Annotated in this window: 12 protein-coding genes; 6 read left to right on the top strand and 6 right to left on the bottom strand. The window is 63.2% G+C overall.

Annotated features, from left to right (window positions below):
- Window positions 1-135: 135 nt before the first annotated feature.
- Window positions 136-1,032, top strand: coding sequence for a transcriptional regulator GcvA (gene gcvA / locus FHX11_RS25630; RefSeq protein ID WP_184362807.1), 897 nt, complete (start codon window positions 136-138; stop codon window positions 1,030-1,032).
- 9 nt (window positions 1,033-1,041) lie between these two features.
- On the opposite strand, the gene FHX11_RS25625 is transcribed toward gcvA, so the two are convergent.
- From FHX11_RS25625 to mutM, 5 genes are all read right to left on the bottom strand, one after another.
- Window positions 1,042-2,124 (bottom strand): saccharopine dehydrogenase C-terminal domain-containing protein, encoded by a 1,083-nt coding sequence (locus FHX11_RS25625; RefSeq protein WP_184362804.1) that lies wholly within the window; start codon window positions 2,122-2,124, stop codon window positions 1,042-1,044.
- Window positions 2,125-2,270: 146 nt separating this feature from the next.
- Window positions 2,271-3,824 carry a chromosomal replication initiator protein DnaA gene (gene dnaA, locus FHX11_RS25620; protein ID WP_184362801.1) on the bottom strand — a complete coding sequence of 518 codons (1,554 nt, stop codon included), beginning with the start codon at window positions 3,822-3,824 and terminating at the stop codon, window positions 2,271-2,273.
- An 874-nt stretch (window positions 3,825-4,698) separates the two neighbouring features.
- Window positions 4,699-4,974, bottom strand: a complete 276-nt coding sequence (gene rpsT, locus FHX11_RS25615) for a 30S ribosomal protein S20 (protein WP_184362798.1) — start codon at window positions 4,972-4,974, stop codon at window positions 4,699-4,701.
- Window positions 4,975-5,166: 192 nt separating this feature from the next.
- Complete coding sequence (locus FHX11_RS25610; RefSeq protein ID WP_184362795.1) at window positions 5,167-5,940, bottom strand: enoyl-CoA hydratase; 774 nt, start codon at window positions 5,938-5,940, stop codon at window positions 5,167-5,169.
- A 37-nt stretch (window positions 5,941-5,977) separates the two neighbouring features.
- The gene (mutM, locus tag FHX11_RS25605) at window positions 5,978-6,868 is read right to left on the bottom strand and encodes a bifunctional DNA-formamidopyrimidine glycosylase/DNA-(apurinic or apyrimidinic site) lyase (protein WP_184362792.1); all 891 of its coding nucleotides are present in this window, start codon (window positions 6,866-6,868) and stop codon (window positions 5,978-5,980) included.
- Window positions 6,869-7,012: 144 nt separating this feature from the next.
- Between mutM and ubiE the strand changes: the two genes are divergently transcribed.
- On the top strand, window positions 7,013-7,789 hold the full coding sequence (ubiE, locus tag FHX11_RS25600; RefSeq protein ID WP_184362789.1) for a bifunctional demethylmenaquinone methyltransferase/2-methoxy-6-polyprenyl-1,4-benzoquinol methylase UbiE: 777 nt from the start codon (window positions 7,013-7,015) through the stop codon (window positions 7,787-7,789).
- A gap of 62 nt (window positions 7,790-7,851) precedes the next feature.
- Entirely contained in the window at window positions 7,852-9,426 is a 1,575-nt protein-coding gene (gene ubiB, locus FHX11_RS25595; protein ID WP_184362787.1) for a 2-polyprenylphenol 6-hydroxylase, read from the top strand.
- Between the two features lie 166 nt (window positions 9,427-9,592).
- Here the strand turns inward: ubiB and FHX11_RS25590 are convergent, their stop codons facing one another.
- Complete coding sequence (locus FHX11_RS25590; RefSeq protein ID WP_184362785.1) at window positions 9,593-9,925, bottom strand: DHCW motif cupin fold protein; 333 nt, start codon at window positions 9,923-9,925, stop codon at window positions 9,593-9,595.
- A 261-nt stretch (window positions 9,926-10,186) separates the two neighbouring features.
- On the opposite strand from FHX11_RS25590, the gene FHX11_RS25585 reads away from it, so the two are divergent.
- The 3 genes from FHX11_RS25585 to FHX11_RS25575 are packed head-to-tail and all read left to right on the top strand — an operon-like array spanning window position 10,187 to window position 14,452.
- On the top strand, window positions 10,187-11,770 hold the full coding sequence (locus tag FHX11_RS25585) for an aromatic amino acid lyase (protein WP_184362783.1): 1,584 nt from the start codon (window positions 10,187-10,189) through the stop codon (window positions 11,768-11,770).
- A 22-nt stretch (window positions 11,771-11,792) separates the two neighbouring features.
- Entirely contained in the window at window positions 11,793-13,178 is a 1,386-nt protein-coding gene (locus tag FHX11_RS25580) for an amidohydrolase family protein (protein WP_184362781.1), read from the top strand.
- Window positions 13,175-14,452 carry a Zn-dependent hydrolase gene (locus FHX11_RS25575; protein WP_184362779.1) on the top strand — a complete coding sequence of 426 codons (1,278 nt, stop codon included), beginning with the start codon at window positions 13,175-13,177 and terminating at the stop codon, window positions 14,450-14,452. The genes FHX11_RS25580 and FHX11_RS25575 overlap by 4 nt, the downstream gene beginning before the upstream one ends.

Below are 14,452 nucleotides of genomic sequence, written 5' to 3'. Positions count from 1 at the left end.
TCGATTGAGTTACACTCAACGGAGGCAAAGACGTTATTTCTTGCCAACCATTGATACAAATACAATAATCCGCCGATCCGACGCCGTAGGCAAACGAGTCTTTTTCACCATATGCTTTAGCTGAACTCAATCGTCATGGATTATCTGCCTTCTCTCTCGGCGCTGCGCGCCTTCGAAGCTTCCGCCCGGCACCTGAGCATGACGGCCGCCGCCAAGGAGCTGCATGTCACGCCCGGTGCCGTCAGCCTGCAGATCCGCGACCTCGAAACAGCGCTTGGTGTCCGGCTTTTCGACCGCCGGCCGCGCAGTCTGGCGCTGACGGCCGAGGGCGCGGATTATTTCGCGACCATGCGCACGGCCTTCCGGCTGATCCGCGAGGCGACCTCGGCCTTGACGCGGCGGGCGCGCGACAGCGTGCTGACCGTCACCTGCACGGCCGGCTTCGCCACGCATTGGCTGGTGCCGCGCCTCATGCGCTTCGAGCAGGCGCATCCGGACATCGACCTGCGCATCAGCGCCTCGCACCGGATGATGGATTTCGAGCGGGATGGTATCGATATCGCCATTCGCCATGGTCTCGGCGGCTATGAGGGCCTGGCGAGCGAGCGGCTGCTCGACGACGAATATGTGCCGGTCTGTACGCCCGAGATCGCCGCCACTCTCGGCTCCTCCCCTTCGCCCGATGCGCTGGCGGGTCTGACCCTGATCCATGACGTCTATCGGCGCGATTGGCAGCTCTGGCTGGAAGCGGCGGGCGCGAAGAGGGTCGATGCCACGCGCGGTCCGATCTTCACCGACGGCACGGGCGCCTATCACGCGATGAAAGCCGGTCTCGGCATCGCGCTGATGCGCCGTTCCTTCGTCGGGAAGGAACTGGCCGACGCTACGCTGGTCGCGCCCTTCCCGATGGGACTTGCCAGCACGCTCGCCTATCATCTGGTCTATCCGCCGGCGGCCTTGGAGCGTCCGGCGATCGTCGCTTTCCGCGCCTGGCTGTTTTCCGAGGTTGCACAGCCGACGCCACCGGCATAGGCGAGCGCATCACTGGCGATGGGTGGCCCCGCCCTTGAACAGGCTGCCGGTCCGCGTCTCCAGGAAGAGGCTGAGCGGAATATGCTCCTGATGCAGGAAGCCGGTGGAGGGCAGCCGCCCGGCGCGCACCAGTTCGATGACGGCGACGACGGAGGCCGAGGTGGTCCAGGAAATGGCCGTGCGGTTCTCGCCGGCAATCTCGACCGGATAATAGGCGCGGACGAACTCCTTGCGGCGCAGATTGCCGTTGATCGTACCCTCCGCCGAGACATGGACATAGACGACATCGTCCTCGACCGGCGGCTTCGCCTCGGTAAGAATCTCGCCGGCAAGAGCCCGGCGGTCGCGCATCAGCAACTCGTGGAAGAAGAAATTCATCAGCTCCATGTGGCCGGGATAGCGCATGGTCTTGTAGTCGAGGTTTTCCACGCGACCGAGCATAGTGGCGCACATGGTTCCAAGCCCGCCCGAGGTGGTGAAAGCCTCGAGCTTGACGCCGTCGACATAGAGCGTCTCGTGCCATTCCATCGGCGAGACCAGCTTGCGCACGCCGCCCTCGATCACTTCGCAATCGTTCAGATATTCGTTGACCACACCCTCCGGCGACCAGTTGAACGCGTAACCGAGCAATCCCGTCGGATTTTGCGGCAATGCGCCGACGCGCATACGGATCGAGCGGCAGCGGTCGAAGGCGTCAGCAAGGCTCGCGCCGACAATGCCGACGAAACCGGGCGCCAGGCCGCATTGCGGCGCCATCAGGCCGCGGGCGCTGCCGGCAAGCGCGATGATGCCGTTGGTGGTCGAAACATCTTCCGTGAGGTCGAAATAATGGATGCCGGCGGCATGGGCGAGACGTGCCAGCGCGGCGTTCAGGTGAAACGGCAGGCAGGAGAGCACGGCATCGACGCGGGAGAAGAGATTGCCGATCAGCGCGGGATCGGCGACATCGCCCGTCTCGCAGGCGAAGGGCAGGGCATCCCCAGGCAGGCGCGCATCGACGCCGGTGACGGCAAAGCCGCTTTCCTGCAGCAAGGTGGCGGCAAGCCGGCCGACCTTGCCGAGACCGAGAACGGCGATCCTGTCGAAGCCCATCGATATCCTCCCAGACTGGCGCCGCCGGCCGCGGGAAGCCGGGCATCCGACTCAGCATTTCAGATATTTATAGAATAAACGCCGCATAAAGGAAAACGGCCGGCGATGAAGCCGGCCGTCGATAAGACACGGATAAGGACCGCGAATTATTCGTTGATCAGGCGCTTCAGCAGCTCGATCTCGTGCGACAGCTTGCTGTCGCCGGAAATCAGCTCCTCGATCTTGCGCACCGCATGCAGCACCGTCGTGTGATCGCGCCCGCCGAAGCGGCGGCCGATCTCCGGGAAGGAGCGCGGCGTCAGCGTCTTCGACAGATACATGGCGATCTGGCGCGGCTTGACGATAACGCGGGTGCGGCGGTTGGAAACCAGCTCCTGGCGCGAGACGTTATAATGCCGCGCGACAATGCGCTGGATATCCTCGATGCGGACGCGACGCGGCTCGCCGGAGCCGACCAGATGCGCCAGCAGCTCGTCGACCCGCTCGACCGTCAGGTTCGGCTCGAAGGAGCGACGGAAGATCAGCTGATTGAACGCGCCTTCCAGCTCGCGGCCGCTTGCCGTCACATTGCGGGCGACATGCGAGAGGAGCTCGGCCGGGATTTCCAGCGACGGGTCCTCCAGGCGGGCGGCATCCAGCCGGCGCTTGAGGATTTCGAGACGCATCTCGTAATCCGGCGCCTCGACCTCGATGGCAACGCCACCCTGCAGGCGCGAGCGAACCCGCGGATCGAGCGATTCCAGCTCCCAGGGGGCGCGGTCGGCAGCAACCACGACCTGCTTGGCGCTGTCGAGCAGCATGTTCAGCAGATGGCAGAACTCATGCTGGATCATCTTGCCCTGCAGGAACTGCATGTCGTCGATGATCAGCAGATCGATGTTGCGCAGCGAATCCTTCAGCGTCAGCGCGTCGTTGTCGCGGATCGCGGTCGCAAAGCGCCACATGAAATATTCCGCCGTCAGATAGACGACGCGCAGTCCGCGCGGGTTCTGCACGGCAGCGTTGGCGATCGCCTGCAGGAGATGCGTCTTGCCGAGGCCGACCGTCGAATGGACGAAGAGCGGATTGAACCGCACGGCGCCGGAACCGGCCTCCGCGATGGTCTTGGCGGCGGCAAGGCCGACCCGGTTCGAGCTGCCCTCGACATAGGTGTCGAAGGTGAAGCGGGAATCCAGCGGCGAGCCGAACAGCGGCGTACCCGCGGTCGCCGGACGGGCGGCGGCGGCCGCGCTGACGGCCTGGGCCACGACCTGACCGGCGGGCTGGGCCACCGGGCGGCGGATCGGCGCTACTGAAGCCGCATCGGGAATGGCCGCCTGCTCGTCCGCGCATGGCTTTGCTCCCGGACGGGTCGCCGTGCGCACCAGGATCTCGACTTTCAGGATTTCCGCATCTTCCGCCTGGAACAGGCCGGTGATGAGCTCCAGATAACGATTGTTGATCCAGGACTTCAGGAATGTCGTCGGGACAGTCAGCCTAACGACGCTCTTGGAGACCGAATGCAGCTTCAGCCGTGCAAACCAGCTGGCATAAACATCCGGACCGACCTGGGCCTTCAAGCGTGCGCTGACACGCTCGAACAACACGTTATGCTGGACCTCCCCCTTTTCCCCCGCCGCTTCAAGACAAACCGCGCTGAACGCCTGTGATGCATTGTCCCCATTTTCCAATGCACCCGTCGTCCTCGTATTTATCTGCATTAGTGCCGCCTTCCAGAGTCTCTTCTTATAGGGCGGAACTTGCGCCGCCGCCCTTAGGTCTACGCCATGGTATAACGGTCGCGCTCGCTGTGTGAGCTTCCCCGTATACCGGTTCATCAGCCGGGCCCAGCCAAACGGGCCAAAAGCGGACACCTCGGCGAAACCAACTGCTCGAGCGGTCTCGGTCCTGGTATCTGCATTTGGAGCAGTCGTCCGGTCCTCGTATTCCGACCGACTGCGCCAAACGGCTGTCAATTTTTCTCCCCTCCCCTACAGCCACGCTTGGGACTTGGACTGTAAAGGCAGACGAGCGTTCTCATTCCGCAACCGTTGCCGCTTGCGGTCTCAACTCGTCAACTGTTTGAAAAAACGAAACTGAACTGCTCCGTCACAAGGAACAAAAATCACCCACGCTGCCTTTAATGGCAGTGTTCGCCGAAGCCGTTTAAGGTGATGTCCGCGCCCCTTGTTGAAAGCCATTTAGGCAGGATCGAAGGCGGATATCAACGATGAATTTTACACAAAATTAAGAGCCGGTCCTTGACTCAGGAGGCCAATTTTGACTGTCACAAGGCCGTCAAAAAAGAATCGCTTTTGAATCAAGGAGATTCCCGTTCAGCGCGATTCCTTGGGGTTTAAAAACAAAAAAAATAAAAAATCCCTTGACTCACTTGTGAGCCGGCAATGCATCACATGGATCACGCAGCGTCGAGATATCCTGCCGCAACCCATTGTTTTTACGTTTATATTTCTGTCATGTCATTGACATGATCAGCCGGCTACATTTTGAGGAAACGAACAGAATTCGGCCGAATCCAAAAAGCCCGGCGCGAGGGCCGGGCTTAACTCTAACGATTGAATCGTTAACGAAAAATTACGCGGTCGGAGCCGAAAGCGCCTTCACGCGCTTGGCAAGACGCGAAACCTTGCGGGAAGCGGTGTTGGCGTGAAGGACGCCCTTGGTGGCTGCGCGCGCCAGTTCCGGCTGCGCTGCGAGGAAGGCTTCCTTCGCGCGGGATGCGTCACCCGATGCGATGGCTTCTTCGACCTGACGGACGAACGTGCGAACGCGCGAGCGACGAGCCTTGTTGACGTCGGTGCGGCGGGCGATCTTGCGGGTCGCTTTTTTCGCCGAGCTGGTATTGGCCATGTATGCCTCTCTTAGAATTCGAACATAACTCCGTCATTGCAGCGCGGGCCCTGCGGCCACTTCATCCAGCAATGCGGGAGCAATTGCGGAAAACCAGATCGGCTTTCCAAACTGTGGCGGGCATATAACCGGAATGAGCGGCGGCGTCAACGCGGATTCTCACGGAACCCGCGCAATTCCGGATTCTTTCCCTCATCTGTTCTTGAAGACGGGTTTGCGCTTCTCGATGAAGGCGGCCATGCCCTCTTTCTGGTCCTCGGTGGCAAAGAGACTGTGGAACAGCCGGCGTTCGAAACGAAGCCCCTCTTCCAGCGTCGTCTCCAGCGCCCGGTTGACGGCCTCCTTGGCCATCAGCACCGAGGGACGCGACAGCGAGGCGATCTTGGCGGCGGCGGCCAGCGCCTCGTCCACCAGCCTGTCGGCGGGCACGATGCGGGAGACCAGGCCGGCACGCTCGGCTTCCGCCGCATCCATCATCCGGCCGGTCAGCACCAGGTCCATCGCTTTTGCCTTGCCGACGGCGCGCGTCAGCCGCTGCGACCCGCCCATGCCGGGGATGATGCCAAGCGTGATCTCCGGCTGGCCGAACTTCGCGGTATCGGCGGCAATGATGAAGTCGCACATCATGGCGAGTTCGCAGCCGCCGCCGAGCGCAAAGCCGCCGACGGCGGCGATAACCGGCTTGCGCGCCTTGGCGATCTCATCCCAGCCACTGATGAAATCGCCCTTATAGACATCGGCGAAGTCGAGCGGCTGCATCTCCTTGATGTCGGCGCCGGCGGCGAAGGCTTTTTCCGAGCCGGTGAGCACGATCGCGCCGATGGCGTCGTCGGCATGGAAGGCCGCATAGGCCTGTTTCAGTTCGGCCAGCACGGTCGAGTTCAGCGCGTTCAGCGCCTGCGGCCGATTGAGCCGGATGAGGCCAACGGCGCCATGCGTTTCGACGATCAGCGTTTCATAAGCCATGTCTCTCTCCCTTCAAAGTCGGTTCCTCCCCTTCCGGTCAGCTCTGGCAGGCGGCGCAATAGAAGGAGGAGCGCCCCGCCTGCACGATGCGGGCGACCGTACCGCCGCAGCCGGGCGTGCCGCAAGGCTCTGCTTCACGATCGTAGACGGAAAAGGAATGCTGGAAATAGCCGAGCGAACCGTCCGTCTGGATATGGTCGCGCAAGGAAGAGCCGCCGGCGGCGATCGCATCGGCGATGACCTCGCGGATCGCCTCGACCAGTCGCAGCAGTTCCTCTTTCGGCGCGCCGGCGCCGGTGACCAGCGTGCCGGCGGCGCGCAGCGGCGACAGATGCGAGCGCCACAGTGCCTCGCATACATAGATATTGCCGAGACCGGCGATGTTCTTCTGATCGAGAAGCGCACTCTTCAGCGGCTGCGCCTTGCCCGAAAAACGCTCCGCCAGATAGTTGGCGCTCAGGGCATTGCCCGTCGGCTCCGGGCCGAGATCGCGAAACGACGGGTGGCTGGCAAGATCGGCGCGCCGGACGATATCCATGAAGCCGAAGCGGCGCGGGTCATTATAGATGACTCTCTGCGCGCCGTTTGCCCCCGTCAGGTGAAAGACGACATGGTCGTGCTTTTCGTCCTTGGAGCGCGGATGATGGAATGCGCCGGGCGTATCGGCGGCGGCACCGCTTTCGACACGGAAGGAGCCGGACATGCCGAGATGGGCGATGATCGTCATGCCGTCATCGAGATCGATCAGCAGATATTTGGCGCGGCGCGACAGCGACGCAATGCCGCGCCCGGAGACGAGGCGGGAGAATTCGGCCGGGAAGGGAAAGCGCAGATCCTTGCGGCGCAGCTCCAGTTCGGCCAGCAGCGCGCCCTCCATGGTGGGGGCAAGCCCGCGCCTTACGGTTTCGACCTCTGGTAATTCCGGCATGGCTATCCATCTTTATGTTTCAACCGCTTATGATCTGGGCTATAGCCCATGGGCAATGCGGCCGGTGACCTGGCTGATGAGATAGCGTGGCAGATGCGATTTCGCTATGGTCTGCCGCGCAATTATGTATACGGAGTTGAGCTGATGGCAGAAAGCCGCACCTCCGCCGAAGGCGGCATGGAAACATCCTATGGCTTCCGCGAAGTCGCCGATGGCGAGAAGCAGGGCCTCGTCAACGAGGTGTTCCATAAGGTCGCCAAGCGCTACGACATCATGAACGACGTCATGTCCATGGGCCTGCACCGGGCCTGGAAGGATGCGATGATCTCGGCGCTCAACCCGCGCAAGGACCCCTCCTACAAGGTGCTCGACGTCGCCGGCGGCACGGGTGACATCGCCTTCCGCATCGTCGAAGCCTCGAACCGCCTCGCGCATGCGACCGTGCTCGACATCAACGGCTCGATGCTCGGTGTCGGCGCCGAACGGGCCGAAAAGAAGAAGCTCACCGACAATCTCACCTTTGTCGAGGCCAATGCCGAGGAGCTGCCCTTCGAGCCAAACTCCTTCGATGCCTATACGATCGCCTTCGGCATCCGCAACGTGCCGCGCATCGATGTGGCGCTGAAGGAAGCCTATCGCGTGCTGAAGCGCGGCGGACGGCTGCTGGTGCTGGAATTCTCCGAAGTCGACCTGCCGCTTCTCGACCGCGTCTACGACGCCTGGTCCTTCAACGCCATTCCGAAATTCGGCAAGGCGATCACCGGCGATGCCGAACCCTATCAGTATCTGGTGGAATCCATCCGCAAGTTTCCGAACCAGCAGGATTTCGCGACCATGATCCGCGAGGCCGGCTTCTCGCGCGTGAACTTCACCAATTATACCGGCGGCATCGCCGCTCTGCACTCCGGCTGGAAGCTCTGACGCATGACGGCTAGGACTGTGAAGCCGCATTCGGACTGCGTCCTCGGAGATATCGAGACGCGATGACTGCTTTCAACGCATATTTCGGCCTGCTCAGGGTCGGCTGGGTGCTGGTGCGCGAAGGCGTGGTCATTTCGCTTCCGTCGGAAGGCCTGCCGCCCTCCGTCAGCCTTGCCAAAACCTTCGTCGGCATGTTTGCCCGCAAGCGTGCCAAGAGCCAGGCGCGCAGCGATCGGCTCGCCAAGGCCGTCGAACGTCTGGGGCCGTCCTATGTGAAGATCGGCCAGTTTCTGGCAACCCGGCCCGATGTCGTCGGCGTCGACATGGCCGACGACCTGTCGCAGCTGCAGGACCGCATGGCCTTCTTTCCGCAAGCGGCGGCGAAGGCGGCGATCGAAACCTCACTGGGCCGCACGCTTGACGATCTCTATGTAAGCTTTGGCGAACCGATTGCCGCCGCGTCCATCGCGCAGGTGCATCCGGCTGAAGTCCAAACCCCTGACGGACCCAAGCGTGTGGCCGTCAAGGTGGTGCGCCCCGGTGTGCGCCAGCGTTTCGTCAACGATATCAAGGCGATGTATCTCGTCGCCCATCTGCAGGAACGCTTCCTGCCGTCGAGCCGCCGCCTGCGCCCCGTCGAGGTGACGCGGACCCTGGAGCAGACGACCAAGGTGGAGATGGACCTGCGGCTGGAAGCGGCCGCCCTCTCCGAGATTGCCGAAAATACCCAGAAAGACCCCGGTTTCCGCGTTCCCAAGGTGGATTGGGAGCGCACCGGCCGCGACGTCATCACCATGGAGTGGATCGACGGCGTCAAGATGTCCGATGTCGAGGGCTTGAAGGCTGCCGGCCACGATCTCAACGTCCTCGCAGACACGCTGATCCAGTCCTTCCTTCGCCACACCCTGCGCGACGGATTCTTCCATGCCGACATGCATCCCGGCAATCTCTTCGTCGACGCGGCAGGCGAGATCGTCGCCGTCGACATGGGCATCGTCGGGCGGCTCGGCAAGAAAGAGCGGCGCTTCCTCGCCGAAATCCTCTATGGCTTCATCACCCGCGACTATATCCGCGTCGCCGAGGTGCATTTCGAAGCGGGCTACGTGCCTTCCCATCACAATACCGAGAGTTTCGCCCAGGCGATCCGCGCCATCGGCGAGCCGATCCATGGCCAGCCGGCCGAGACGATCTCGATGGGCAAGCTCTTGACGCTGCTCTTCGAGGTGACCGAACTCTTCGACATGGAGACGCGGCCGGAGCTGGTGATGCTGCAGAAGACCATGGTGGTGGTCGAGGGCGTGTCGCGCATGCTCAATCCGCGCTTCAACATGTGGAAGGCGTCGGAACCGGTCGTCGGCGACTGGATCCGCACCAATCTCGGCCCGAAACGCATCGTAACCGACCTCAAGGACGGTTTGAAAGCGGCCGTGAAGCTCGCGGAAGCGGCACCCGAGATCGCCGCCAAGACGGAGAAGTTCCATCACGAACTCCTCGCCATGAGCGAAAACGGCCTGCGCTTCGACCCGCAGACGGCGGAGGCAATCGGCAAGGCGGAAGCCAAGCACAGCCGCTCCGGCCGCTTCGCGCTCTGGATCATCGCGCTGACCCTGCTCTATATCGCCTGGCATCTGAGCTGAGCCGTTTCGGCGGCCGCGGACCAGGGCTGCCACACGCATCCGGCTCAGGTTTCACGCTTGGCCGTGAGAGCAATTCCAGGAAAACTGCGCAGCGATTTTCCGTCAGGAATGACGTCTAAACAATAAGATGGAGCGGTTCAGTGCTCCAATGAAGCGTTGAACTGCTTTAGTCGACAATAAAGAGCTTCGCGCCCGTCTTCGTCGAGGAACGATGCGCGGCATCGCCGAAATCGGATACCTGATAGCCCATGCCCTTCGTCAGGACGGAGCTTCGCCCGTCCTTCAGCTCCGAAATCAGCTCTCCCTCGAGCACATAGATGATGTGGCCACGGTCGCACCAATGGTCCGCGACATAGCCGGGAGAGTATTCGACGACGCGAACGCGAATGTCGCCGATGTTCAAGCTGCGCCACAGCGCAAAGCCGCTCTCGCCGGCATGCCGGGTCGGCGCAACCGCCTCCCAATCGATTGTCGTGAAAGGCAGTTCGGGTATCTTCATTCTTGCTATCCTTGAAACGGGAATGGGCCGTGGCCGAGCATCGCCGTGTCGAGGACTGCTGTCCAATGACAAATTCGCATCTTGGGCGCATCATGAGGTTGCAAGCGGAAAGAAATAGCCTTTTCGACGATCGGGCCATGGCCAGCCTTGAGGCGCCCACAACAGCGCTTCGATACGAGCGATGCGACAGGTGTTCGCCATTTGGGATATCCCATTATCGATGAGGCTCGCATAGGCTTGCGGCAAAGGAGAACATCGAAGATGGAGCATAGGAAAGCCGGCATCGAACTTACCGGACAGCCCCTGGGCTTCAGCGATCTGGTACGGATCGGCGCGGGCAGCGTGCTGCCTTCGGCTTCGCAAAGCGGCATGGCGCGGGCGCATGTGGCGCGTACAATCCTCGAAAGCACCATCCAGTCCGGCATGCCGGTCTATGGCTCCACCACCGGCGTCGGCGCGATGAAGGACGTGGAGTGGTCGCCGGAAGACCTCGATGCCTTCAATCTCGGCCTTGTGCGCGCCCATCATTTCGGCACCGGCGCTCCCTTCTCCATGTCGGTGGTGCGCAATGCCATGGCGATCCGCGTCAACACGGCCCTGACCGGACGGGTCGGCTGCTCGCCGGCGCTGATCGATGCCTATCTCCAGCTTCTGCATGCCGATGTCATTCCCGTGGTCCGCCGCACCGGCTCGATCGGCTGCGCCGATATCGGGCTGATGGGCCAGATCGGCGCGGTTCTGACCGGGGTCGGCGAGGCCGTCTATCGTGGCCGGCGCATGCAGGCCGCCGAGGCCTTCGCGGCCGCCGGCATCGCGCCGGTCAGGATGTTGCCGCGCGACAGCCTGGCCTCGCTCAGCGTGAACGCCGTCAGCTTCGCCGCCGCGGCGGAAGCCACGCGCAATGCCGCCTCCTCGATCCGTGTACTGCTCGCCACCGGCATGATGGCAGCCGGCGCGCTCGGCGCATCGCGCGATCCCTGGATTGCCGTGCGCCATGTCGGCACGGCGCCGGAAGCACTGATCGGCGCCTGGCTCTGCAATACCTCCGAGGAATGGCCATGGCCGGTGGCAACGCATGTGCAGGACCCGCTGAGCCTGCGCATGATCGCCCAGGTCTTCGGCGCGGTGATCGAGAACCTGCTGGCCGCCGGCCACAAGATCCTGGCGGCAACCGGCCGCTCCGACGATAATCCCGTCATCGTCGACGGCCGCGTCATGACATCGGGCGGCTCGCTGCCGCTCGACGTCACCATCCTGCTCGAAGCCGCCGTCATCTGCATGGCGCATGCGGCGCGCAATGCCTTCAATCGCTGCGTCCTGCTCGGCAATGGCCAGCGGCGCGGCCTGCCGGTCAATCTGGTGCCGGAAGGCCGGATCGCCACCGGTTTCGGCCCGATCATCAAGCTGGCCGGCGAGATCTTCTCGCGGGTGCTGTCCATGTCCAATCCGGTCTCGGCGCAGTCGCTGGTGGTCGCTGCCGGCATGGAGGACGAAGCCGCCTTCCTGCCGCTGGTGATCGAACGTTTCGAGCGGCAGATGCGCGCGCTGAAACGTCTTGCGGCACTGGAAGCCCTGCTGTCGGCGCAGGCAATGGATATCCTCGGCGACAAGCCGGAAGGCGTGGCCCGCATGCTCTACGACGTCGTGCGCAAGCATGCCGCCTTCTACGAGGTCGACCGTCCCCTTTCGGCCGAGGTCGAGGCGATCGAGGAGGAGCTGGCTTCCGAAGCCTTCGTCTCCGAGATGATCGCCCACCAGCCGATCCTCGCCTATGACGATTTCTTCGCCCTCGGCTCGCTGGAGCGGATCGAGGAGCGGCTTTTCCCCGACGCCGTGACGATCTGACCATTGAACGGAGACAATACGCATGGCTGACTTCGATCTCGTCCTGCAGGGCACGGTGGTGCTGCCCGAACGCGTCGTCGAACAGGGCTATGTCGCCGTGCGCGGCGGCAAGATCGCCGAGATCGGCATGGGCGTGCCGCCGGCCGCCCGCGAGCGGCATCTGCTCGGAAGAGCGCTGATCCTGCCCGGCGCGATCGACGCGCAGGTGCATTCGCTCTCCCAGAAGGACCAGGAGGATTTCATCTGGTCGACCCGCTCGGCCGCCGCCGGCGGCGTCACTACCATCGTCGACATGCCCTATGACGAAGGCAATCTCGTCTGCTCGGCGCAAGCCGTGAAGAAGAAGATCGACTATGCGTCGCCGCAGGCCCGCGTCGATTTCGCGCTCTACGGCACGGTCGACCCCGAAGAAGGCCCGGCGCGGATCGCCGAAATGGTCGAGGCCGGCGTTAGTGCCTTCAAATTCTCCACTTTCGGCACCGATCCGAAGCGTTTCCCGCGCATTCCGCCCGCCCTGCTCGATGCCTGTTTCGCGGCGATCGCACCGACCGGGCTGACCGCCGGCGTGCACAATGAGGACGACGAGGCGGTCCGCAGCTACATGGAACAGGTGAAGGCGAGCGGCGTGACCGATTATCGCGCCCATGGCCTATCGCGTCCGCCGATCACCGAACTGCTCGCCATGCATACGATCTTCGAGACGGGTGCGGATACCGGCTGCCCGGCGCATGTCGTGCATTGCTCGCTGGGGCGCGGCTACGACATTGCCCGCGCCTATCGCCGCGATGGCTTCGAGGCGACGGTGGAATGCTGCATCCATTATCTGACGCTGGACGAGGAAAACGATGTGAAGCGGCTGGGCGGCAAGGCCAAGATCAATCCGCCGATCCGTCCACGCGCCGAAGTGGAAACGCTGTGGCGGAAGGTGGCGGAAGGCAATGTCTGGCTGGTCTCGACCGATCATGTCAGCTGGTCGGAGAACCGCAAGACCAATCCGGACATGCTGGCCAATGCTTCCGGCGTTCCGGGGCTGGAGGCCATGGTGCCGCTCTTCGTCAAGGGCGCGCTGGAGCGTGGCGTGCCGCTGACCTGGGCGGCGAAGCTGATGGCGCAGAACCCGGCCCGGCATTTCCGCCTCGATCATATCAAGGGCGCGCTGACGCCGGGCAAGGATGCCGATATCGTCGTGCTGGAACCCCACGAAACCGTCTATGATGCCGCTTCCAGCGGCAACAACGTCGTTGGCTGGAGCCCCTATCATGGCATCCGCCTACCCTGGACGGTGTCCGCGACCTATCTCAGGGGCAGGCAGATTACTGACCGAAATAAAGTGCTGGCCGAGCCGGGCAGCGGCCAATTCGTCCGCCCACCCTCTCGCCGGATCATTGCTGGAGACATGACCTTATGAGTGAACAGAAGCGCCACAACCTGCCCGTCAATGCCGGCCGCATCGCCGAGGATATCGATGCCCTGGCCGGGATTACCGAACCGGGGCATCCGTGGACACGCCGCGCCTTCTCGCCGCTGTTTCTGGAAGGCCGGGCTTACATCGAGGCGCGGATGAAGGCGACGGGGCTTGAAACCCGCATGGATGCCGCCGGCAATCTGATCGGCCGCCGCGCCGGCGCGAAACCCGGCCTCGGTACGATCCTACTGGGATCGCATTCCGACACCGTGCCCGACGGCGGCCGCTTCGACGGCATTGCCGGCACCATCGCGGCGCTGGAAGTGGCACGCTCCCTGAAGGATCAGGACATCCGGCTGGATCACGATCTGGAAATCGTCGATTTCCTCGCCGAGGAGGTCAGCATCTTCGGCGTCTCCTGTATCGGCAGCCGCGGCATGACCGGGCAGATACCGGAGGCGTGGCTCACCCGCACGAGCGGCGAGCGTACGCTCGCGCAGGGTATTGCCGAGGTCGGTGGCGATCCTTCGGTGCTGCTCGCACAGAAGCGACCGGATCTCGCCGGCTTCCTGGAACTGCATATCGAGCAAGGCCCGGTGCTGGAAGCGGAGAACAAGGATATCGGGATCGTCACCGCGATCGCCGGCATCACCCGCATCGAGATCACCGTCGACGGCCGCGCCGACCATGCCGGCACGACGCCGATGGACCGGCGCGCGGATGCGCTGGTGGCAGCCTCACAGCTCGTGCTCGACATCCGCCAACGCGCCGCTGAACAGGCAAAGACGCCCGGCCATTTCGCCGCGACTGTCGGCGAATTCCGCATCGAGCCGAATGCCGCCAATGTCGTGCCGTCCAAGGTGGTGCTGCTGATCGACGGCCGTGCCGAAATCCGCAGCGACATGGAAGACTTCCTCGCCTGGATCGATGGTGCCGTGCAAAAGATAGCGGATGCTTACGGAGTGACCATCAAGCCGCCGGTGCGCGTCTCCGACAACTTCCCGACGCCGGGCGCTCCCGTGCTGCTCGAAACGCTGGAGCGCGCCTGCGAAACGGTCGGCGCCAAGCACCGCCGCATGGCGTCGGGCGCCGGCCACGACACGGCGTGGGTCGCCAAGGTCGCGCCGGCCGCCATGATCTTCGTGCCCTGCAAGGAAGGCCGCAGCCATTGCGCCGACGAATGGGCCGAGAATGACGATATCGCCATGGGCGCCGCCGTGCTGTTCGAAGCAGTGCGCGACATGGACAAGAACCTGAGGAAAACCAGCCAGGAGTAA

Source organism: Rhizobium sp. BK602 (assembly GCF_014195095.1).
Taxonomy (GTDB): Bacteria; Pseudomonadota; Alphaproteobacteria; order Rhizobiales; family Rhizobiaceae; genus Rhizobium.
This window is presented reverse-complemented; position numbering and strand designations above follow the sequence as displayed.